This is a genomic window from Curtobacterium sp. MCBD17_026, assembly GCF_003234895.2.
GTDB lineage: Bacteria > Actinomycetota > Actinomycetes > Actinomycetales > Microbacteriaceae > Curtobacterium > Curtobacterium flaccumfaciens.
In genome coordinates, this window is the sequence record NZ_CP126282.1 from 16,154 (window position 1) to 37,533 (window position 21,380).

The 21,380-nt window shown below is 65.2% G+C and carries 25 protein-coding genes; 13 read left to right on the forward strand and 12 right to left on the reverse strand.

Going from position 1 to position 21,380, the window contains the following annotated elements:
- Positions 1-53: 53 nt before the first annotated feature.
- Complete coding sequence (locus DEI85_RS17080) at positions 54-392, reverse strand: nuclear transport factor 2 family protein (RefSeq protein WP_111124147.1); 339 nt, start codon at positions 390-392, stop codon at positions 54-56.
- A 132-nt stretch (positions 393-524) separates the two neighbouring features.
- On the opposite strand from DEI85_RS17080, the gene DEI85_RS17085 reads away from it, so the two are divergent.
- Together DEI85_RS17085 and DEI85_RS17090 are read left to right on the forward strand one after the other, a co-directional pair.
- Positions 525-1,073, forward strand: coding sequence for a MarR family winged helix-turn-helix transcriptional regulator (locus DEI85_RS17085; RefSeq protein WP_111124148.1), 549 nt, complete (start codon positions 525-527; stop codon positions 1,071-1,073).
- A 58-nt stretch (positions 1,074-1,131) separates the two neighbouring features.
- Positions 1,132-1,254, forward strand: a complete 123-nt coding sequence (locus DEI85_RS17090) for a hypothetical protein (RefSeq protein ID WP_258376392.1) — start codon at positions 1,132-1,134, stop codon at positions 1,252-1,254.
- 1,024 nt (positions 1,255-2,278) lie between these two features.
- Here the strand turns inward: DEI85_RS17090 and DEI85_RS17095 are convergent.
- Entirely contained in the window at positions 2,279-3,178 is a 900-nt protein-coding gene (locus DEI85_RS17095) for an NAD(P)-dependent oxidoreductase (protein ID WP_111124149.1), read from the reverse strand.
- Positions 3,179-3,367: 189 nt separating this feature from the next.
- Between DEI85_RS17095 and DEI85_RS17100 the strand changes: the two genes are divergently transcribed.
- On the forward strand, positions 3,368-4,462 hold the full coding sequence (locus DEI85_RS17100; RefSeq protein ID WP_111124150.1) for a fatty acid desaturase family protein: 1,095 nt from the start codon (positions 3,368-3,370) through the stop codon (positions 4,460-4,462).
- A 457-nt stretch (positions 4,463-4,919) separates the two neighbouring features.
- Positions 4,920-5,486 carry a MarR family winged helix-turn-helix transcriptional regulator gene (locus DEI85_RS17105; RefSeq protein ID WP_146249024.1) on the forward strand — a complete coding sequence of 189 codons (567 nt, stop codon included), beginning with the start codon at positions 4,920-4,922 and terminating at the stop codon, positions 5,484-5,486.
- An 87-nt stretch (positions 5,487-5,573) separates the two neighbouring features.
- Here DEI85_RS17105 and DEI85_RS17110 read toward each other — a convergent pair whose 3' ends face one another.
- Together DEI85_RS17110 and DEI85_RS17115 are read right to left on the reverse strand one after the other, a co-directional pair.
- Complete coding sequence (locus DEI85_RS17110; RefSeq protein ID WP_111124153.1) at positions 5,574-5,897, reverse strand: hypothetical protein; 324 nt, start codon at positions 5,895-5,897, stop codon at positions 5,574-5,576.
- A 452-nt stretch (positions 5,898-6,349) separates the two neighbouring features.
- Positions 6,350-7,297 carry an AraC family transcriptional regulator gene (locus tag DEI85_RS17115; protein WP_181436431.1) on the reverse strand — a complete coding sequence of 316 codons (948 nt, stop codon included), beginning with the start codon at positions 7,295-7,297 and terminating at the stop codon, positions 6,350-6,352.
- Positions 7,298-7,486: 189 nt separating this feature from the next.
- Here DEI85_RS17115 and DEI85_RS17120 point away from each other — a divergent pair, with 189 nt between their 5' ends.
- On the forward strand, positions 7,487-7,642 hold the full coding sequence (locus tag DEI85_RS17120; RefSeq protein WP_181420054.1) for a hypothetical protein: 156 nt from the start codon (positions 7,487-7,489) through the stop codon (positions 7,640-7,642).
- Between the two features lie 59 nt (positions 7,643-7,701).
- Here the strand turns inward: DEI85_RS17120 and DEI85_RS17125 are convergent, their stop codons facing one another.
- Positions 7,702-7,890, reverse strand: a complete 189-nt coding sequence (locus DEI85_RS17125; protein WP_110860361.1) for a hypothetical protein — start codon at positions 7,888-7,890, stop codon at positions 7,702-7,704.
- Between the two features lie 194 nt (positions 7,891-8,084).
- Between DEI85_RS17125 and DEI85_RS17130 the strand changes: the two genes are divergently transcribed.
- Complete coding sequence (locus DEI85_RS17130; protein ID WP_111124156.1) at positions 8,085-8,855, forward strand: hypothetical protein; 771 nt, start codon at positions 8,085-8,087, stop codon at positions 8,853-8,855.
- A gap of 687 nt (positions 8,856-9,542) precedes the next feature.
- Here the strand turns inward: DEI85_RS17130 and DEI85_RS17135 are convergent.
- The 4 genes from DEI85_RS17135 to DEI85_RS17150 all read right to left on the reverse strand — a co-directional run bounded on the left by DEI85_RS17135 (position 9,543) and on the right by DEI85_RS17150 (position 12,565).
- Positions 9,543-9,917: a DUF7882 family protein gene (locus DEI85_RS17135; RefSeq protein WP_258376393.1), complete on the reverse strand. Its 375-nt coding sequence runs from the start codon at positions 9,915-9,917 to the stop codon at positions 9,543-9,545.
- 1,694 nt (positions 9,918-11,611) lie between these two features.
- A complete protein-coding gene (locus DEI85_RS17140) occupies positions 11,612-11,962 on the reverse strand; it encodes a hypothetical protein (RefSeq protein WP_111124157.1) in 351 nt (116 codons plus the stop codon).
- A 25-nt stretch (positions 11,963-11,987) separates the two neighbouring features.
- Positions 11,988-12,254: a hypothetical protein gene (locus DEI85_RS17145; RefSeq protein WP_111124158.1), complete on the reverse strand. Its 267-nt coding sequence runs from the start codon at positions 12,252-12,254 to the stop codon at positions 11,988-11,990.
- Positions 12,251-12,565 carry a DUF7882 family protein gene (locus DEI85_RS17150; protein WP_111124159.1) on the reverse strand — a complete coding sequence of 105 codons (315 nt, stop codon included), beginning with the start codon at positions 12,563-12,565 and terminating at the stop codon, positions 12,251-12,253. Before DEI85_RS17150 ends, DEI85_RS17145 begins: the two co-directional genes overlap by 4 nt.
- 333 nt (positions 12,566-12,898) lie before the next feature.
- Between DEI85_RS17150 and DEI85_RS17155 the strand changes: the two genes are divergently transcribed.
- The 4 genes from DEI85_RS17155 (at position 12,899) to DEI85_RS17170 (ending at position 16,129) form a co-directional block, all read left to right on the forward strand.
- Complete coding sequence (locus DEI85_RS17155) at positions 12,899-13,219, forward strand: hypothetical protein (protein ID WP_111124160.1); 321 nt, start codon at positions 12,899-12,901, stop codon at positions 13,217-13,219.
- Positions 13,220-13,544: 325 nt separating this feature from the next.
- A complete protein-coding gene (locus DEI85_RS17160; protein ID WP_111124161.1) occupies positions 13,545-14,534 on the forward strand; it encodes an AraC family transcriptional regulator in 990 nt (329 codons plus the stop codon).
- Positions 14,535-14,832: 298 nt separating this feature from the next.
- Complete coding sequence (locus tag DEI85_RS17165) at positions 14,833-15,543, forward strand: GAF and ANTAR domain-containing protein (RefSeq protein WP_110894302.1); 711 nt, start codon at positions 14,833-14,835, stop codon at positions 15,541-15,543.
- A 241-nt stretch (positions 15,544-15,784) separates the two neighbouring features.
- Positions 15,785-16,129, forward strand: coding sequence for an SdpI family protein (locus DEI85_RS17170; RefSeq protein ID WP_220038953.1), 345 nt, complete (start codon positions 15,785-15,787; stop codon positions 16,127-16,129).
- Positions 16,130-16,147: 18 nt separating this feature from the next.
- Here the strand turns inward: DEI85_RS17170 and DEI85_RS17175 are convergent, their stop codons facing one another.
- Positions 16,148-16,381, reverse strand: coding sequence for a hypothetical protein (locus DEI85_RS17175; protein ID WP_111124163.1), 234 nt, complete (start codon positions 16,379-16,381; stop codon positions 16,148-16,150).
- Positions 16,382-16,587: 206 nt separating this feature from the next.
- On the opposite strand from DEI85_RS17175, the gene DEI85_RS17180 reads away from it, so the two are divergent.
- The 3 genes from DEI85_RS17180 to DEI85_RS17190 all read left to right on the forward strand — a co-directional run bounded on the left by DEI85_RS17180 (position 16,588) and on the right by DEI85_RS17190 (position 19,500).
- A complete protein-coding gene (locus DEI85_RS17180; RefSeq protein WP_111124164.1) occupies positions 16,588-17,157 on the forward strand; it encodes a recombinase family protein in 570 nt (189 codons plus the stop codon).
- A 626-nt stretch (positions 17,158-17,783) separates the two neighbouring features.
- Positions 17,784-18,398 carry a hypothetical protein gene (locus DEI85_RS17185; RefSeq protein WP_111124165.1) on the forward strand — a complete coding sequence of 205 codons (615 nt, stop codon included), beginning with the start codon at positions 17,784-17,786 and terminating at the stop codon, positions 18,396-18,398.
- Positions 18,391-19,500: an XRE family transcriptional regulator gene (locus DEI85_RS17190; RefSeq protein WP_181436434.1), complete on the forward strand. Its 1,110-nt coding sequence runs from the start codon at positions 18,391-18,393 to the stop codon at positions 19,498-19,500. The genes DEI85_RS17185 and DEI85_RS17190 overlap by 8 nt, the downstream gene beginning before the upstream one ends.
- Positions 19,501-19,543: 43 nt before the next feature.
- On the opposite strand, the gene DEI85_RS17195 is transcribed toward DEI85_RS17190, so the two are convergent.
- Positions 19,544-20,242, reverse strand: coding sequence for a hypothetical protein (locus DEI85_RS17195; protein WP_181436435.1), 699 nt, complete (start codon positions 20,240-20,242; stop codon positions 19,544-19,546).
- Between the two features lie 257 nt (positions 20,243-20,499).
- Positions 20,500-21,270 (reverse strand): TIR domain-containing protein, encoded by a 771-nt coding sequence (locus DEI85_RS17200; RefSeq protein ID WP_181436436.1) that lies wholly within the window; start codon positions 21,268-21,270, stop codon positions 20,500-20,502.
- Positions 21,271-21,380: the final 110 nt, after the last annotated feature.

Below are 21,380 nucleotides of genomic sequence, written 5' to 3' on the forward strand. Positions count from 1 at the left end.
TCCTTGCAGTGCGAGTGGTAGTGCGGGGAGCCGGAGCTCCCCGCACGGCAGGGTTACTCCGCGAGGTGAATCTCGAGGGTCCGGATTCTGTCGCCGTCGAGGGTGAAGCGGAACGCGAACGGTAGCGGCCCGCCGGGGAAGTCGCCGTCCGCTGATGCGGTGAGCTGCACGCTGGTGCCGGCGTCGTCGTCGTACGCGGTTGGGTCCAGGGTGATCCTCGGTGCGATCTGGTGCTCCTGGACCCACCGGCGGATCTCGGCAGATCCCGTGTGACTGGCGCCGTCATCGGTGACGGTCGCGTTGGGTGCGAAGAGGGCGAGCAGCGCCTCGGCGTCGTGGCGGTTGGTGGCCTCGACGAAGGCTCTGGCGGGTCCTGCGGGGATGATGATCATGGTTGCTCCTGCACTCGTGTGGAAGGGACCAGGGATACCTGGCCCTCAATATTGTCGTGTTCGACAGTAATAACTGTCCGTAGGGACATGGAATTCCCGATTTGACGAGCTGGATCCCGGTAGGGTCGTGTCATGGCAGCTGCTCGGAGCGATCACGACCCGGAGCGTGCGACGCGGTACCGCTCCGCTCTGCTGACGGACCTCAGTCGACTGATCTACCTGTGGGAGTCCCCGCAGTTCCAGTCAGAGGTGCTGACGCGCTCCGGTGAGCCGCTTGATCAGTCGTCGCACCAGTTGCTCCGGCTGCTCGGGTTCTCCGGCCCCCTCCGGCCGTCCCAGATCGCGGAGCGCCTGCGGACCGGGGCATCGAACGTCAGCAAGATGCTCCGCCGTCTGGAAGACAACGGCTGGTTGGAGCGCACGCCGGACCCAGCGGATGCCCGAGCTGCACTCGTCGGGCTCACCCCAGCGGGCACCGAGGCGGCACAACACGTGTTCGACCTCGGAGACGACATGATCACCCAGGTGCTCACGGGGTGGAACGCCCGCGATCTCGAGCACTTCACGAACCTGACGCGCCGCTTCGTTGATGACGCGTACGTCGCCGCTGAGGTCATGCGAGCGCGTGGTTTGACCCGCATGTGGACTACCGACCGTCCAGCCAACAACCACTGGAAATAGCGGATCGACTAACGAACCGCACGCGGTCCGTTCAGGACGGCGGGGGACGATCGGTTGCATGGCAGCTGGCGAGGAACAGGTTGACCTCGAGAACGAGATGGCGTTCATCGACCTTGCACTCCGGGCACGCGGGCTACAGGTCGATGCTGATGCCATGGGGCGCGTCTCCCGCATGCTGTAGGGCAAGCTGTCCCTCGACGAGGCGAGAGCGGAAATCGCCGCGAAGTACGGTCGACCCATGGCCTAGCGACTGAAGCGGGCTCGTGAACGACCCATCACTCGGCTGTTAAAGGACCGTTTGTCGGAACCGGCGGTTGAGAGAGGCGCCCGCCGCTCGGCCCTCGGTCGAGGCTGCGCTGTCCGGGAAGTCAGGACTGGACGGTGGTGACGCGCATGGGGAGGCGTTGGGCGACCTGGCCGTTGAGGAGGAGTGCCCAGGAGTAGCCGCCGGGTTGGGGATGCGCAGGTTGTTGATGGTGAACGTGACGGGGTGTGCTTGGTCGTCGCCGGGGGTGAGTGCGGGGAAGCGGTGGGCGATGAACCGTTGTCCGAGCTACACGACCGCGGTGGCTGGGTCAGCGGGGTCACCTGCCAGGGGAAGGAGCTGTCCGTGTCGACGATGGCTCCCAGTGAGGTGGGGCGGCTGGTTACCGTCTAAGCGAAAGCGTCCTCGTAGCTGGTCACGTCGACTCCCTCGGCTCAAACTCCGTCCGCTGACTTCTACCGACGACTCGGAGAATACCCATGAATGGGGGGCATTGGCCGACGCAAAACCAACCGCCGTTCGGCATTGCACGCTTTGTCAGCACAATCAACCCGTGTCTATTTGGTGCGGCGTGTGTTCCACTGGCGGGGTCGTCGTACGGATCAGGTATGACGAACGCTGGCCGGCCTTGAGGAAGCTCTCGAGGTTGGTAGCGAGTAGGGCGACGGTGCCTCGTGGTCGGATCAGAAGGACCACGAGGCACCGTCGGACTGAACAACACGTGTCGAGCAGTCGTGGTTGGTTCGGAGCGCTCCAGCGAACGGTTGGGTCGCTTTCTGCTGGCATTTCGCCCTCGCGGCGAGTTGGAAGCGCGGGTGATGCTGCTTCCGAAGGCCATCTGCTGAACCACTGTTACCAGTGGTAATTCCGCGGGGGAGTGTCGGTCTTTTCCGGGTGCCGCCGCCGTGACCCGACCCGGCATCGGCACCCGAACACATGGTCAGCGGCGCAGCTGGCGGCCGGCGCGCTCCTCCAGCAGTCGGACACCAAGGAGCTCACCTAGTGCGGGACCGTACTGGTCGAGCGCGGCGTGGTGGTGCCGCGCCGACGCGTTGAGCATCGGCGCATCCACGCCGGCCACGTCTTGCAGTCTGCGGATCGTGTCCAATTCTTCGACGACGCGATCGATGCCGAACGACGGCAGGTAGTCGCCATCGAGCAGCTGGTCCGCGTGCTCGTCGAGGAAGCGGCTCCCGCCCGCGCTCGCCTGCAAGAAACCGTGCAGGGCTTCGACATCCAGCCCGAGTCCCTGTCCGATGAGCAACGCTTCAGCAGCGGCGAGGGCGTTGGCGAACCACAGCCCGTTCGCAAGCAGCTTCACAATCTGACCGTCTTCGACCCGGTGGCCGATACGACGGACACCGCCCGGCGCAGCGAGACCATTTAGGATCGGGACCGCACGATCGACGGCATCGTCCGGTCCGCTGACGAAGAACGTCAGCCCGCTCGCCCTGGCCTCTGCGACGGAGCCGCCCATCGGCGCCGACACCGCCGCAACGCCGCGGCGTTCCGCCCGAGCGGCGAGCTCCCGGCTTGTCACAGGATCGCCGGAGGTCAGATCGATCCACAACGAGCTTGGCCGCAACATCGAAAGCACGGCAGGCAGCGCCGCCCGAAGCTCCGCCGCTCCAGGCAGCACTGTCACGAGCACGTCAGAAGCGGCAGCAAGTGCCCCGCCGGAGTTGCACCAGCGTGCTGTTGGAACGTCGTCCGCTCGAGCCGGGTCAACGTCAAAGACGTTGACCGCGAACTGTTTGGCCAACACTGTTGCGATCGGACCGCCCATTCGTCCGACCCCCAGCACCCCGATGGTGGGGGAGGCTTCTCCCGAGGACGTCATGCGCGTCACCCTCTCACGGCGCAGCAGTACCGTGCTCTCGCAATGGATGTGTTGCTACGACATACCTCCACCGTGTGGCGGGCAACTTCGGGCAGGCCTCCACTCGGCGAACCTCTCTACTTTCCCACTCACCTGTGGTTTCGTGCAGGTATGGCGTGCAGTGGGACGCCGTGGGAGGGACGCAAGACCATGGCAGAGACGACGCCGATCGGGTTCACGCGCACCCGTCCCGCCCCGACCGGATCGCACAGCGGCACCTCGAGGTACTCGGGCCTGCTGAAGCAGGTCAAGGCGCGTGGCCTGCTGGAGCGCCGCACCGGCTACTACTGGATGGTGTTCGCCGTGCTGATCGTGACCCTCGGGCTTGCGTGGACGGCGTTCGTGTTCCTCGGCGCGTCGTGGTGGCAGCTCATCGTCGCTGGCGTGCTGGGCGTGCTGTTCACCCAGTTCGCGTTCCTGTCCCATGAGGCAGCTCACCGTCAGGTGTTTGCCTCGAACCGGTGGAATGACCGCACCGCCCAGTACGCCGGGACGTTTCTGGCCGGGGTGAGCTACTCGTGGTGGATGAACAAGCACACCCGGCATCATGGCAACCCGAACACGGTCGGGAAGGACCCGGACGTGTCCTTCGACGCTCTCTCGTTCCGGGAGGAGGACGCAGCGAAGCGACGCGGGTTCCTTCGCGTGCTGGTCCGGGTGCAGGGGTATGCGTTCTTCCCGCTGCTGCTGCTTGAAGGTGCGAACCTGCACTGGCAGTCCGCGAGGGTCCTCGGCAGTGTGAAGGAGATCCGGGGACGCCGTATCGAGGCGGCGCTGTTCCTGCTCCGCTTCGTCGTCTACCTCGGCGTGGTGTTCTGGTTCCTGCCCGTGGGGATGGCGTTCGCGTTCCTCGGCGTGCAGCTGGCGGTGTTCGGCCTGTACATGGGCGCATCGTTCGCGCCGAACCACAAGGGCATGCCGATGATCCCCCACGACCAGAAAGTCGACTTCTTCAGCCGGCAAGTGCTGACGTCCCGCAACATCCGCGGCGGCTGGTTCATGGCCCACTTCATGGGCGGACTGAACTACCAAATCGAGCACCACCTGTTCCCGAACATGCCCCGGCCACACCTCGCTGCCGCTCGCCGAATGGTCCGGGACTACTGCGCCGAACACGACGTCCCGTACACGGAGACCACGCTGGTCGACTCGTACCGAATCGTCGTGGCGTACCTCAACCGCGTCGGGCTCGCCGCACGGAACCCGTTCGAGTGCCCCCTCGTCGCGGAGCGACGCGTCCGATAACGTTGCGCGCCACCGTCGGGGCCCCCTCAGGGATCCTCGTCCAGCCAGTTTAAACGCGTAGCCGCGCCAGGGGACGGCTCCGTGGGCCTCATGCGTACGCATGGTTCACCGCGTGAAATGTCCCGACCGCGAACGTTCACTTGCGTGAATTGTTTACTTCGTGAAACAGTCTTGGCACTCCCTCGGATGGGGGTGGCCCTGATCAGGGTCGATCGCTGAACGACGAAAGGGACTTCTCGTGCGTAGCACCTATCAGAGCTTCCCCCAGGGCGGACGCATCACTGGAACCCACCAGCGGTTCGGTCTCACCGACCCCGCGATTGTTAGCGCGTACGTAAACAGTCGTGTCAATGACCCCTCGCTGCTGTCCGGTTCGACCGGGCCGTCCTACGCGGACTTCTTCGCCGAGCCGGCTCAGTAACGCTCGGTTCACCCCACCCGAAGGGATCACTGACCTGTGCCATTGACCGTTGTCCGCCGCGAACACATGCACCTGTACGCGCGAGAGCCGCGTTCGCGGTCGGCGAAGAACGCCACTGATGCGATCCTTCGACTGCAGCACGCGGAGGAGCAGCGGCTCGAGCAGGCGCGTATCGGCAGTGGGCTGTCGAAGAATGAGTTCCAGGCCGTCCGGTACATGCTGCAGGCGCACCGGGATGGTCGGGCGATGGGGCCGAAGGATCTCGCGGTGATGTTGAACGTGTCGAACGCGTCGGTGACGAAGATCGTCGACGGGCTCGTTTCCAAGGGTGACTTCACGCGTGCTCCGCACCCGACCGATCGTCGCGCGCAGGTGCTGGAGCCGACGGTGCAGGCGGCGAAGAAGATCGATGACGCGTACACGAGCTATCACCAGGTGGTCGTCGAGGTGATCGATCATCTGTCGCGTGAGGACAATGATGTGCTCACGCGGTGCCTGGGGCAGATCACTGACGCGCTCATCGCTGCTGGCACGCCGGAGCCGGCGGATGAATACACGGTCATCGACGAGTCCGACGATCACGCCCCCGATTCGGCCAAGTAGCGGGCTCTGCGCGTCGCCGCCGTTTACCAGGTGCGGGTGTGCTCGTGCTTCGCGTTCTATCCCGCCGCGCGGGGTAGGGCGGCTGGGTTAGTCCGCGTCGGTGAGGTCTGAGCGGGTGTCGGCGTGGATCGGTTCGTTGTGGCCGAAGGTTTTGGCGGCAGCACGTAGCCGTGCGACGAACTCTCGGTCTTCGACTTCGAGTTCGTCCTCGTCGGCGTCCTCGATGACGATCTCGCTGGACGGGCCGATCAGGATCTTCGTGGTCGTCATCGTTCCGTCTTCTGCGACCGCGGGCACGTCGACGGTGTCGGCACGGTCACCGCCGGCGAGAGCGGCGGCGTACTCGATGACAGCATCGGCGACGTCGTCGCTGGTGAGGATCATGCTGCTGTCGTAGTGGATGTGCTTCATCAGATGCTCCTTCCACTGACATGAAACCGATCCCAGCTGTATGCGAGTGCAGTGCTCCGCCGCGCAGCCAGCCTGTGGCGGGGCGGCTAAGCGGGGTGGGTGCGGGAGCGCAGCCAGCGGGCGTGGGCTCCGATCTGGCTCCGCGCGGCTTCCAAGGAGCTGTGCGTTCCCGTGACCGCGTTGTCAGCACTGTGGGCGGCGTATCGGTCCGATCGCGTGACGTCGCCGAGGAGGGTGCCGTCCGAGCGGGACGCCGACCAGAAGTCAGCCGTCACTGCGGTCCAGACAAGATCACTCGGCGTGGAAAGTGGCGGCAGCATGCAGGGCTCCCTGTCGGGGCGAGAACGGTGACCCCGAGATCAGGCATCGGCGTGATGCTCCGCCCGGCGGCTTGGCGCGCTACAGGCTGGCCGCGACCAGCTGAGTAGCGCTGCACGCTGGACGAATCCGGGTCACCAGCCGCGGGCGATTTGTTTGGTGCGGCGGGGGAGCTCGCCGAACTCGTCCCGGTACGAGCCCGCGAACCGTCCGAGGTGCGTGAACCCCGCTCCACGCGCAATCTCCGCGATGGGCAGGTCGGATTCGGATTGCAGCTGCTCCCGCGCCAGGAGGAGTCGAATGCGTCGAAGGTAGGCCAACGGTGTGATGCCGTGATGCCGGCTGAAGGCAGCTTGGAGGCCACGGACGCTCAAGCCAGCAGCATCGGCGATGTCGGCGACGGTGATCTGCTCAGTCGCGTGCTCGAGCAGGAACGTCTCAGCGCGTGCGAACCGGGCACTCGCAGCGGTCTGTGGGCTGGATCGTCCGACGGGCCAGTGCGGAATCGCCGTCAGCAGGCCGCCGGCAGCGAACCGGGTCAGCTCACGTTCCCGCTCCTCTGACACCTCCTCCGGTCCGGCGAGCACTTCCGCGGCGACCGCGCGAACCATCAGCCAAAAGGCCGCCAGTGTCGGCCCCTCGGGAACGTGCCGCGGCTGGAACTCCAACGGTCCTGGCGCCCAGTCTCCACGCTCCGCAGCAACCTGCTCGACGGTCGCCCGGTCGATGCGGATGACATCTTTCTGGAACGACTCAAACCGGACCGGTTGCGGCGCGTTCCGGAACAGCACGGGCCGGCCGATCGGGACGCGGTGCCCGTCAACGGTGCCCCGCCCGGACTTCAACCAGACCAGCACCATCGCACTGTCCGGCTCGATCGTGCCCCTGACCACGCCACTGCAGGCCGTCGACTCCAGCGACAACAACCGCGTTCCACGCACCCGCTCCTCGAACGCGAACGTCGCACCACCCGGGTCCACCTCAACGCCGTGCGTCACATGCGTGCGCGCGATCGCATCCGCAGCGACAGCAGGGTCAGTGGTCTGGGCCACCCGTTGGGTGCGGCGCATCGGTTCGGTCACCCTCTGATGATGCGGCCAACTCGTCTTATCCACAATACGTAGGGCTAACTTCCGAAAACGGATATTAGCCTGGGTGGCGCTCAGCGGGCAGCCCTCAGTGGTTCGGGGGGTCGATAACCGCGTTCCCGCCGCGCCGCTACCCTCAAACAGGGGGCACGGGAACCACGGGCAGTCATAGGGAGATCGGCCATGAGCACCTACACCAGCGACGACAACGTCGAAGCGGCACGCATCACCACCTTCAAGCGCGCGCGGAAGCAGTGGCGCCGCGAGGGTGTGGTCAATCTCTCCGGCAACGGCAGTGACTTCTTCCGCGATGATGCTCCGGAGCGCGTAAGCCGCTAGAAGAGCCAACGCTTCGACAGGTCCGCCGAAGCGGTCCGCGATACCGGGCCCTCGAGGCATCAGATGAAGTGCTGATGTCGGTGCTCCGCGCCGGAGGGAGTGGTGACGGCGTAGTGCACCGTCAGGGGCTGCTGCCAGTCGCCGTAGTAGTCGCCCCACTCGTATAGGACGCTGTCGGGGATCACATCGGGTTCGGCGGCGAGTGCTCGTTCCGCGAGGGCGATGAGACGCTGCCGGTCGGTGTCCATGGTGTTCCCTCGTTCGCGATGCCTTGAGCGGAAGCCTGAGCAGCTGCCCCTGTGTCCCACTGATGGCAAGCGTTTCAGCACGGGACCCTCAGCCGCTTCCTCAAGTGTCACGGCTTTGTTCATCGGGGCGGCCTGCACGCTCGGTGGGTGCCACGCGCCCTACGGTGGCCCTAGCGAGTCGGTGACACCCGCGAGTGGTCAGTTGCTGGCGGGGTGATGAGGTCTCCATCGGCCGTGATCAGAAGTTCACGGTTAAGGATCAGTTCGGCGATGTCCGCGACCGTCTCATTCCGGGCCGCTGCGTGCCCTCGGATCAGGAGATATGCGTCCGCTGGTGCAAGGCCAACCTGAGCGAGTACAACGCCGGCGGCTTGGTGCACAGCCCGCTCACGCAGTCGCAGCGGCGCACCATCGTCGTGGCGGGTCAGGACGCGGCGCAGTACCCGCCGGCTCACAGCGGCGGCGAGCGTCATCGCAGCTGTCGCATCAGCCGCTGGTACCTGCATTGGGGTTCGCGCGTACACATCGGCTGCGCCGAGGAGGAACGGGCCGAACCGAAGCGGCACAGCGAACAACGCTCCAACGCCGTCGTCAGCGGCCGCAGCAAGGAACGCGGGCCACCGATTTGTCGGATGGTGTTGAACGTCGGGTTCGAGGACCGGTGTGTTGTGCTGCAAGGCGTCCCAGCAGGGACCCTCCTCGAGGTCGAACTGCAGCCGGTCGATTCCGCCGGCACGGCTATCGGTGATCGAGATCGACTCGTTTCCAGCGAAGCCACCGAACGACGCCACGGAAGCACCATCACCATGAACGACATCAAGGAACGTGGCGGCGAGATCCGCTTCGGGGAGGGACGCGGGGAGCGGGGTGAGGCTGCTTCGCAGCTCGTTCATGGTGTGCTTCCTGCCGCCAGCTCGCCTGGGGGCCGGGCTCTTGCCCAGCAGCACCCCACGCAGCACCGGTGACGGCCTGAACCTACGTCCGACGCACTCCGTCCGCGCGCCATTGATCCCGAACCCGCACAAGCACCACGGGTGGCGCGGCCCGAGCTCTCGGCTCAGCAACCTACCGGAGCACCGTGGCGCGTATTTCGCTAGCTGATCGTCTACCGGGGGCGGTCTTCGTCCGGACAAGCAAGGAGAGGCCGAACACGAGCACTCTCCAGCCGAACGAGGCAAGGAGGACCAGGAAGGGCGTCGCCGCTTCTTCAGCGCCAGCATCATCGCGATCCAGAAGAACGCGATGATGCCTGTTCCCGCACTCACCGCCCCGGGCTGTTCGGCCGGGCAGCATCGAAACGCCCGCCGGAGTGCGCAATAAGCATCGGGTACTCCGTTGTCCCACGTCCTTGGTAACCCAGGTCGTGGGGCAACTCTCCCAACGCAGTTTCCCGATGCGAGTCCGCATGTGCTGATCGCTGGTGAGACACCCGGGATGCCGGTACGGTCAGCTCGTGCACCCAGTCGAATCGCACCATCCCGAACCGCAAGATCTGACTCCGGCGACCGCTTCCGCGTTCGATGGGGCGGTTCCCGGCGTCCACGTCGCTCCTAGGGGAGAGTTCCTGCCGCAGCTCGACACGCCATCGGCGGTCGTGCACGAGCAAGAGCAGCCAGAGGCCTAACTCCTTTGGCATGTAGCCCTGGCGGTGGTCAGGAAGCTGAGATCGTCGTCGGGTGTGTAGGCGGGGCGCCGGGGATGTCGTCGGAGGAGACGGGTCCGCTGGTATCGGCTGGTTCTGGGGTGAGGATCAGTCCGGATCCGCTCGCCGCGCTGGCGTAGAGCGTGTCGAGCCAGGACCGGTTGACGCTCGGTGATTTGCCGCCGGCGAACTTGAAGTGGAGTCCGCAGTACGGGTGAATCCAGATGCTGCTGCGGCCGTCACCGACGGCGGGCTCGTCCTTCCAAGAGAACACGAAGCTTTGACCGCGGCGGACGAGGTTCACGATGACGATCTGCAGGTGGGTGAGTGCGCGATCGTCGAGACGGAGTTCGAGGGCTTGGGAGTCGTAGATGAGCTGTCCCATGAGGGGGATGCCTTCCGGTGTGCCCCGTGGGGCGTGTGATGCCGGACGCGCGAAGCGCTCCCAGCCGGTCTGGTGACGCTCAACGGGGAAGCTGCAGGCGCCACCGTTGTGACACTCATAACCGGGCTGAGACTGCTCCTCTCGCACCGCCATTGTCCCTCATCGATCGTCCTGTTGCGGCCGTCGCCAGGAATCAGCACAGCCGTCTACCGCACTCCGGTGCAGATATCTACCCCTGATCTCGGGCCCCTCCTCGGCGCGGGAGAGTGGGGGCCGCATTGCCGCTCCAGAGAGCCCGTGGCCGCCGCCCGTCACGGCAATCACCTGGAGCCTGACCACCTCTCGGAGACCCTGCTAAGCCGCGCCGACCTCGGAGGTGACCGGCCGGTTTGATCGAGCCAGCTACAAGTCCCGACCAGATGCTGCCGGTGCTATCGACCGGTCCCACGCAGCGTCAGCAGCATGGTGTGCGGCCCTCCTCCAGCTCAATGAGTCCGACTACGACCGGACCGGTCTGAGCAGCTTCCCGTACGGTAGCGACCCGGACGAGACATTCCTGAGCAACGTGTAGTTGCAAAACCAAGAGGTCCTGCGCCACGGGGCAGCGATCGCGCTCCTCCGCGACCTCTACGCTCACCGCACAGCAGGAATGAGAGCTCACCGTTGGAATGGGTAAGCGAGCCGCGGCGGGGCCTGCAACTGCTCCTCGGCCGGATCAGGATGCGTGCGGCGGTGCCGATCAACCTCATGACCAATTCCGGTCGGCGGCTTCAGAACAGGGCCGCGCCGGGATCAGGTCAACGCGACCCTGCCGAACTCAAGCTATGTGGCGGATGGTGTCAAGAGCAACAAGCCGCGTCGTAAACGGCTCACCGACCCAATCAAGAACTGCCAGCCCCTACAGATCTGAGATTCGTATCATCAGGGTCAGGGCACAGGCGACGTTGCCGGTTCGCGTTCGGGTCGCGGGTGGGCAACGTCGCCGCCGCTCCGGGTTCTAGCCTCGTGGTCCTCGGCAGTGAGAATGAGTTCTTTCGACGCACCCAACTCCGCACACCGTGGTTCGCGGCCAGTAGGTAATGGCTCATGCCGTCGCGAAATCGCGGTGACCTCTCTCGGCGCTCCCGATGCTGATGGCCTGCCGCGAACGGCGTGAGTACGCGCCACACGCGGCCCCTGAGGCTTGCAGGTACTGATTAGGTGTGCGTGAGGTAGGTGCGGCTTCACGCAATCGAGGCAATATCACTACCGCCAGCGAGGTAGTCCTTCGTATCCTGAATGAGGACGCTGTCAGCCGACTTCGTCGGTGGCGTTTGAGGGGCTTAGGCCTTCCCAACCGGTGGGGTGCGCGGACCCGAAACGCTCGCCCCACCGGCTGGTCCCCGCCGGCACAGCACCCTGACGCGAACTGCATTTGTCGTCCCAGTCGAGGGTTGTTCATCGGGACACCAATGAGCGGTCCTGGCCGTGGCGAGTTGTGAGCAGCTTCGCGCAGTGTCGTCCGTTTCGCGGCGCTCCGTGTCGTGATCGCGTCCCGCAAGCCGATCGTCTATCGGACGCTCGACGAACCCGCGCGCCCCGCGGGAGCCGGCTTCTCGGCTGTGTGAGCAGCACTACTCGTCGTTTTCGCGGCGCTCAGGCGTCGTGGCCGATCACGGCACGCGTCCTTTGCCCACCTGGTGCGGTCGGGCGCGTCACGATTCGAAGTCGAAGTCCCAGTCCCAGTCGAGGTCGGGGATGTCGGTCATTTCCTCGGGCCAGGCGGGCCTGCTGGGGTGGAGTTTGTAGGTGGCGCGTTCGAGGCGTTCGATGACGGCGACGTCGAGGGGCTCGTCGGGGCTGTCCGGGACGGGGGTGGAGAAGATCTGGCTGGCGGGTCCGATTAGCAGGTGCGCGTAGGCGCGGCTGCCGGCGTCGGTGACGACGGGGATCTCGACGACGTCGGCGATGTGTGCTTCGCCGAGCGCGCGGGCATACCGGAGTAGTGCTTTGCAGGTTCGGTCCCCGGTGAGGACGCTGCCGGAGGCGTAGTGGATTCGTCGCATGGGGGTGCCTTCGCGTCGGTCGGGTTCAGTCGCTGATGTCGTCCGTGGACGAGGCGGCAGTTTCGAACCTGGTGGAGTGTTCGATGTTGTGGTCGTCGACGATCGCGATCTCGGTGGTGGCTGTGATGAGCAGCTGCGCGCGGGTGAAGCGTCCCTCTGTGGCGTTCACGGTCAACCAGAACGCCGGTTCGGCGGCGAGGCTTGTCATGATGTGGTCCCGCAAGGTGTCGGGATCCTGGTCGGCGACGGTGTAGGCGTTGCCGCCGTAGATCAAGACGGCTCGGCGGCTCATACGGGCTCCTCCGGTGGTGCTGGTTCCGGCACGATGCGCAGGCCCGCGGTGGCGATGGATGCTTGGTGCAACGCTTCCACCCAGTTGCGGTTGATGGATGGGTGGCGGCCACCGTTGTACTTGAACGCCAACGGGATCCCGGGGGCCATCCACAGTGCGGTGCGGCCGTCTCCGGTGTCTTGGTTGTCACGCCAGGAGAAGATGAATCCTTCTCCGCGGCGAAGCTTGGATGCGATGACGATCTGGAGGTGAGCGAGGACTCGGTCGTCGAAGTCCGCTACCAACGTCGAGTCGTACGTAAGTTTTCCCATGACGCTTCCTGACCCGGTGATTGGGTGGCGTGCGCCCGGCCGGTCACCAGTATGGCGGAGTCCCCTGATCGGGCTCCCAGGCCCGCCCCTACTCCAGGTTTAACTTCTTTGTCAATCCCCTTCATCGTGGGGTTTGGGCGTCTTTACCGTTGGTGCACGTTCCGCAGACGCCTGGCTCCGCCGGGTTCAGGGAAGACCTGCTCCAGGCGTGCCGAACGTTCGAGGACAGCCATGAAGATCGTGCGCAACGTTCGGAGCAGGGCGTCCGTTCGCGACTCCAGATGGCGTGCGCAGCCCTCCGCCGCACGCTGTGAGGGTCGCACCGTCCCCTCCGTGGAGGATGTTCGGCTGGAGCTGGTCGGTGATGACCAGTGGCGGGTCATGAACGTGGCGCTCGAGCCGACCGATGTGACCGCGCTCCTCGGATTCGTCGAACGTATCGCAGGGGTTTTCGAGGCGACGTTCTTCAGCGACCCGACGACGATCCGCCGGTTCGCGACCGCTGAGGGTGCGCGGCGAGCGTTCGCTCCGTCCGGCCCAACAGCAGACGTTTCGGTGGTCGTAGAGGCCGGAACATCAGGACCGGGAGCCATCCCGATGTGGTTGCAGCGCCCCGGGCCGGAGCGTCACGCGGTCGCGGCTACTGATTTCTGATCAACCGGCCCCAGGACGGGGATCGGAACGGGGTTGTTCCTTCCCCGCCGAGCGGGAGAGCACACCCGGCCGAGAGCGCATCCCGGCGCGAACGGCGCCGACAGAGCAACCGGACCGCTGCCAGCGGGCAGCCCGACGAGAAAGCAGGACGACCCTTGGGGCAGTACATCTCCAACCCTGACACCGTTCCAGCTCCGCTGGTGACGTACGGGCGCATCGGGCGGTTGCGCGCGCACGCGTCGCTCGAGAGTCTGCCGACGCATGATTCGGTTCTCTCTGAAGACTTCTTCCGTGACGAGGCGCCAACCTGCTGGGGGTGGCAGCGATGAGCATCGCACCCTTCGCCACTCCATCCGTATCGGCATCACACGACGTGTCAGCGGTCCGGGTGGAAGCCGCCGGTATCAGCCCGGATCGAGCGATGGCGGACCTGCCTGGCCTTTACGCCGGCCGGCACTGGGCGACAAGAACAACGACGGCGGCCTACGCCTACCGGTACCTGGCTGTTGGGGACAGTCGCCTCACTCTCCGCCGTTCCCGTATGCGCGGTCACCTGCGCGGCGATGTGCCGCCCGGCGAGGATTACGTCGTGGTGATGCTCCATGCCGGTACCACCAGCCTCGACGTCGCTGGCCTGCAGACTGCAGTAGAACCGGGCATGCCGACGCTCATTCTCCCGACGCAGTCGACCGAGTTTGAGGCGGAAGACTACGACCAGCGCCTGGTGCACCTTGAGCGTGCCTTCGTGCATGCCGTCGCGGCGGAACGCTACGACACGAGCCGGGAGCTCGACACCATCGGACGGCATGCTGCTGTCACACCGGAAGCGCTGCACCAGTGGAGGTGCACCCTCGAGACCGTGTCCGCTGTCCTCGGTGACGGTGGTGTGACCTCGCTGCTGTGGCACCACGCTGCCCGCGCCGCCGCCACCGCGCTCCTCGACCTGTTCCCGCCGGAAGCCGATCCTCTTCCCGAGGCGCTGCGCTACCCGCGGAACGCGCGGATCCGGCATGCGGTGGAGTACCTCCACGAGCACGCCGCGGAACCGGTGATGATCGGTGATGTCGCCCAGGCGACGGGGCTCAGCGTGCGCAGCATCCAAGAGGCCTTTCAACGGCACCTCGCGGCAACCCCGATGGCCTACCTGCGTGACCTTCGACTCGACCACGTCCGCGAGGAACTGCTCCAACAAACCCCGGAGACGACTGCCGTCAGCACGATCGCCCGCCGCTGGGGTTTCGCCCACCTCGGCCGGTTCGCCGGCGAGTACGTCCGGAAGTTCGGCGAATACCCCAAAGACACCCTCCGCAGGTGAACACGTCACCAGCACGCGAGCTCGACGAGGTTCCGAGCGGAGGTTTTTCCACGGTCATGCTGCAGGGCGCATCAACGACTGGCGGCCGCGCGCGCGTTGCACGGAAGACTGGCCCGGTCGACCCCTACCCGGGGGGTGTGGGTGGGCGTAGCTTCAGGGCATCGCTTGCACCGCTCGGGGTGAAGCTGAGCAGGCGCCCGGCTCCCGGGCCGGTTGGCGCCAGAGGCGTACTGATGAACACTCACCGAGCCCAGGCTCAAGTTGTCCCGGAACGCACCGTCGCGGACCGGTTCCGCTCATGACAAGCAACTACGAACTCCGCTCCGGATCCCCGCCGGACTCCGGCCTGAGCCTGCCCTTCCTCACCCTCGTTCCGGGCGACGGGGCGTCGGTTGCGACGTTCGGAACGTTCGCCGGCAACGAGACGATCTCGAGCACCGACAGTCGCGCTGGCCGAATCGACCAGCTCCAGTTCGACCTCAACGAAGGACCCTGCTGGGACGCACTCCAGCAGAACCAACCCGTCGTAGAACCCGACGTGCGAAACCACCCCACGAACCGGTGGCCCGCATTCCTCCCGGCTGCCGCCGACGACGGGGTAGGAGCGCTGTTCGCGATACCGCTCCGGTTCGGCCCCTTCCTCCTGGGCGCCGTTGACGTCTACGCACGGGGCCCGCTGCACGTGTCAGCAGATGCGGCGACAGCTGCGGTGGCCCTCGCCGACGCTGTCAGCCGACGAATCCTGCACCGACTCATCGTCCACCGCGACCACTCCGCCCCGATCCGACAGTTGCAGCGGCGCAGCGTGCATCAGGCGGCCGGCATCGTTCTCGCCCACCTCGGCCTTACCCCCACCGACGCGTACCTCCTCATCCAAGGACACGCAGCCGCCCGCGATGAAACCACCGCGGACACCGCCAACCAGATCCTCACCGGCGAACTCCGCATCACGCCCACCGGCGACCTCACCACCGAACCGCACGCACTCCCGCCAAGTTCTCACGTGTGAGCAGCACTGCACGGTGGACACCGTCGTCCCGTACGACGATTGGCTTACGGGCGGCGGTTCCGAGTCGGATCCCCATGAGCCGACCAATGCCAGCACTACCGGAGCGGAGACGATCGGCGTGAGGGTCGGACCGTCGATGTCGGGTCCTCGCCGAGCTCGTGGACGGGCTACCGCAGACCACGTCATTCGCTAGTTTTGGATGAGGGAGGCGGAGATGACGAGTCCGGGATGGTTGGGGGCGGTGAGCGGTGCCCTCCTCGTGCTCGTCGTCAACGCTGCAATCTGGGGGCTCGTGTCGATCGCGAGCGATAAATTGGGTCGGAATCACGCAGCTGGCATCCGACTGCCGTCGCTGATGCGCAGCGACGAGGCCTGGCGAGCCGGCCACCTGGCTGCGCGGAAAGCCATGCTGCCGTTCTTGATCGCGGCGGCGGTCGTCGTGGTCATCTCGATCCCAGCGCAACTGGCGCCGGCGTTCTACGTTGTTCTGCTTGGCATTTCCCTCGCGTGCACGCTGGCCGCTCTCGGTGCAGGCACGCTGGCCGCGTCACGAGCAGCTCGCGGAGATGAACCGCGGGCGCACTAGGGGATCCTCGACCGGCCCCTACCTCCCGCGCTTCCGCTTGATCCAAGTGCCGAGCCCTTGCGCGAACACGACGGCCCCACATACGACGAGCACACCGACCAGCACCGGCGTCGGAATCATGTTCAGAGGTCCTTGATTCACGCGATCTTCCGGAGCCGCGACCACCGGTCCGACGACGACGCCCATGATGACGAAAACCGCCCCGAGCCCCATCTCTGCGACCGGATGGGGTGAGTTGAAGAACTTAGCCATCCGATGCCTTCCTGTCCTCGAACTTCGCGCCCTGCGAGCGCACGACCGATCAAACCATGGTGTCCCGGTAGCCGGTCGTTCATCGGGACACCGCGGGCGACCCTGGCCGCGGTGAGCAATACCAGTGAACTGCTGGTCCCGTGATTCCCGTATGCCTGTCCCGCAAAAATGCCCGGTGACGGGGGTTTAAACGCTACAGTGGCCCGGTGCTCATCGGTTATGCCCGCGTTTCGACTTCTGGGCAGGATCTCGCAGCGCAGCGAGACGGCCTCCGGACCCTTGGGGTGTCCGACGAGGACGTGCACGTCGATCACGGATTGTCGGGCACGACTCGAGCGCGCCCCGGGCTCCGGGAAGCGCTGGCCGCGTGCCGCGCCGGAGACACGTTGGTCGTGACCAAGCTCGACCGGCTTGCCCGATCGCTGCGCGATGCGACGGACATCGCTGACGAGCTCACGAAGAAGGGCGTCACGTTGAACCTCGGGGGAGCGGTCTACGACCCGACCGACCCGGTAGGCCGGCTGCTGTTCAACGTGCTGGGGATGGTCGCCGAGTTCGAAGCTGACCTCATCCGTGCTCGCACACGTGAGGGTATGGCGATCGCGAAAGCCGCAGGCAAGCTTCGTGGCCGGAAGCCGAAGCTCACGGTGCCTCAGGAGAAGCACTTGGTGTCGTTGTACCGCGCCGGTGGGCATACAACGAGCGAGATCGCGGAGCTGTTTGGGGTGGCGCGCTCAACCGTATACCGGGCAGTCCAGCGCGACGGCGCCGAGTAGCCACCCGGATCGGGGCTGAGGAAGCCTGTGCCGGAACGCTGCGCACCGCGTTTCGCGACCCAGTGTTCCCGTTTCTTCCATGTCGAAGTATCGTCGCTTTGCTACGCCGCGGACCCTAGCCGCGGTCGCCCGTCCCCCCGTTACCGGGCTGGCCTCGTCGTGATCGCACGTCGTACCCGACGGCGTCGTAGCGCGAGGGCGCCTGCCCGGACCCGAACCAGCGCAGGCGCCCTCGACCCCTCTTCGTAGCAAACCCCGTCAGTGTTTGCGAATCCGTGGCGTTTGCTCACCACCAGCCGGAGCTGTCGCTCACGCCGATGGCGTCCCGTGTTGCGGCGTCTCTAGACCCTGCACGGAAGCGTGGCACTGACACGCCTTCCCACCCCAACGCAACACCAACCAGGCCTCGGAGGAGGCGTAGCAGTGGGGTATACCCCAGAGCAGCAATCACCTCACCGCCAACTTGTACTGATCGCCAGCAGACGTCGCGTTGATGGATTGTCATGAACTGGCAGTGCTGACTCCCTGCTCTCGAGTGCCCGGATGAGCTGTTACATCGGCGCGCATAATATGCACCGAGTGCGCTAGGGTTGATAATATCGACCCCGATGTAACAGGAGCAGCTAGTGGACGAACTCACCCGCCAGATCCTCAACCGTGAGGCGAAGCTGCTCGCGCCGACGCTGTACGAAGCGCTCGATGGGGCTGTCGCTGACGCAAAGACGATCCGGTTCTCGGAACGCGAACAGCCTCATCTCCACTCGGCTTGGCGGCGGGCGGCCTTCCGCGAGGCGCTCAAGGCCGAGGGGCTTCCCGGTGACTGGGAGGTCGGCGGCAACTCGCGCCAGTCAGGGCAGACGATTCTCGTGCTCGAGCACGCGGGCATTCGACTGCGGCTGCTATCCGAAAGCTCTGTCACGACCAACGGCGTGCCCCACGCTGGGTCAACTTCGGCGCGCCGGCACGAGTGGCGCACCGTGACGGTCCCGCTCTCGATGTTCGGTGGTGAGGCGGCGCCGAGTCGGAACCTCCTGCTCTTGATGAACACCAGGTCCGACACGCCCACTCTCCGCATCGTCCGTACGACGGAGGAGGGCCGATTTCAGGGCAAGGTCGCGTGCGACTACCGTCTCGTGATGCATCGGGACGTCGACACCCTCGGCAACACGACGTTCGACACCACTGAGGACGACATCAACTTCTATGCCAACATCGATCGCGAGGAAACGGGAGATGCCTGACGTCTTCGATGGCGTTCGCTTCGAAGCTCTCCGGCACATTTATAGTCTCACGCAGCGAGATCTTGGGTCACGTCTCGACATTGCGCAGTCAAAGCTGTCGCGCATTGAGCGAGGAGACGCGTTCCCTGACTCGGCACTAGTGCACCGTGCAAGCTCTGAGTTCGGAGAGCCGCTAAGCTTCTTCACTGTTGCAGCGGATGCTCTCCCTGTCGGCCCCGTCGCATTCCGAAAGAAAGCGTCAACGCGGGCGAGTGAACGAGACCGCGTCACAACGCTCTTCAAAGAAGCATCCCGTGTTTTCGCAAAGGTGAGTTCCGCATCCGGCTACGTCGAGTTCCTTGCTGCAGACGCGACGAGCGCTGACCCTATCGTCGCAGCCGAGCGTGTGCGTACGATCGCCGGTGTTGGCCGCCACGACCCTATTCGGAACGTCACACGACTCCTCGAACGGCTTGGCGTCGGCGTAGTCGCTCATCTGGACGACGACGAGTGGCACGATGACCGAAGCGACGCCTCTGGTATTTCAATGCCCACGGTGCGCAATACTCGCCCTTTGGTCGCTACGATGTCGATCGACCGGGGTGACGTGCAGCGAATGACGCTCGCTCACGAGCTCGGGCACCTTATCCTTGACCGTGGTGCCGCCCACATTCACTGCTCATCGCGAAGCCCGCAAGAACGCGCAGCCTTTGAATTCGCTGCCGCACTATTGCTCCCGCCCAACATTCTGGGCAAGCGCATCACGGAAAATTCGACGCTCAGGGACTACCTGGCGCTCAAGGGCGAATACGGCATGTCCGCGGGTGCAATCGTTATGCATGCGCGTCGCTCGGCGGTCATCACGGAATCTCGCGCGCGCACGTTGCAGATTCAAATTGCTTCTAGAGGCTGGCGCGACTCCGAACCGGTGACCGTTATATCAGAAGCGCCAATGCTCTTCGGGCAGGCGTTGAAGCAGGTGTTCCCTGCCGGGACGTACACCGCTGCGTCCAAGGATCTCGGTGTGGCGCCTGCACGACTTCGACGTTGGGCAGGAGACCTCGGAGGGGATGCGCCTTTGGCGAAGGTCACAAGCCTTCGAGACCATAAGCGCGCTAGCTGAATTATACGGGCGCCCTGACATAAGAGCGCGGTATCGGCGAACGCTAACTCGCGCTAGACCAGGACCCCGGGGCCGGCCCGAACGCACGACGGGTGGTACGGATCGTGGCTTCTGAGACAGCGAGGTTTGCACCACCGCCGATGACAGCCCCGATTCCGAATGGCACCACTTTGCCGAGGACGAGGATGCCTTGCCGCGTCCCGTAGCGGGTGACGAAGTTTGGGCCGAGGACCTTGTTGATCTGGTTCAGCGTGGCGAGGGGCACGCTGTCGACGATTGCTTTCGCCCAGTGCTTGCCGGTCCGCTCGGCGATCTTCGATATCGTCTCGCCGCTGCTCCCGCCCAGGACAATGCCGAGCACCAGGGTGCGGCGCCGCTCTAGTTCCTCAACGCGGACGCCATGTACCTGCGCCACGGACAGTGCGAACAGCACCGTCAACTCCATTGCAGAGAGCATCTCACCACCGGACAGAGCCAACGCGGCCCCCGTTCCAACGGCCGGGATCGCTGCGGTTGCGCCGACCGCTGCGCCCGTTCCGGTCAGTGCTGAGCGGTACATCAGTTCCAACGTCTTGACCACGTCTGCCGGCGTCGCGTCGGGATTGCGTTGCCGAGCACGATTGATGTGCTTCTCGACGACGGTGTTCTGCATGCTCAACGCCTTGTCCAGCGCAGCGCGAACGAGGCTCCACCGGTGACGTTCGTCGGCATCCGTCTGCCCGCCGTCGCTGTCGTTGGTCATCCGCTCAGCATATGGCGATCTGCGTCCCTGGACCCGGTAGCATCTACTGGTCACCACCTGTGATCCGTGAAGCCCATCGTTTCAACAACGGCAGGATCCGTTGGCGTGCCCCGATTGAATTCGGGGCCGCACTCGCTGGGTGACCGGGGCATAGTCGGTGGCCGATGCGCGGCGATCCGTCATGGAGCTCTCAGTGCGACTGAGTTGGAGCGCTGTCCGCCCCGTAGAACCGCGATGGGGAAGCGGGGCGGACCGGATCACACCGGTATCGGCGATTCCGATACCGGTCGGCGAACGCTCCGGCTTACCCGCAGGCCGTGGGTCCGCAACTGAGACGCGAAGTCTCGAAGTTCGTTTCGCGACTGGGCTGGCTCGCCGAGCGTGAAGGCGAGTGTCTGGCCGCGCGGGCTTCGAAGACGGAGCACCGTCTCGGTATTGGTCTTCACCAGCCAACCCTGGGCTTCTGCGTCAGAGCAGATCCGCGCTATCTCAGTTATCAGCGCCTCCCGATGGCCCATCCCGCTACTCAAGCTCGTAGCCGCTGGTGCGGACCGTCGACCCAGCGTCCTGATTCGCGCCGTGATCCCGATCGTCGCATCATTCACGGCTGCCCGCGTGTTTTGATCATCGCGCGCTCGGTAAGGCAGCCATGTGAGGCCCTGCAGATCGGACGGCAACTGCAGGCTGCGGGATGCTGATAGGAGATACGTTCGGTCCAAGCCCAGGGTCCCGATGAAGAGACCCAACTCGAAGTAGATGTTGTCTCGTGCGGCGGCGCGCTCTACCCCTCGGGACTGAACGATGTCGTCCGCGGTTGCTATCAGGACCGCGAAGTCGGCCTCGGAAGCCTCTTGCGCGAGCCGGGGGATGGTGTACGAGGAAGCGTGGAAGACTCCCTGATCCCACCTGATGACTGTGCAGAGTCCCGTGTTCTCGAGGTCGGCCTGCAGGTGCCGCGCAATCTCTAAACCTTCACTCGAGGATCCGATAAAAACGGACGGGAGCGCCGTCTTGTCGCTTCTGCTCACGAGGCCATCGTAGGTCGGGTTGCAGCACGCCGATCTTGTTCCTCGGCTTGCTGGGGTCACCCGACGGACGTTATTTCGCCCACGGGTCATATAGGCACGGCCGGACCGCC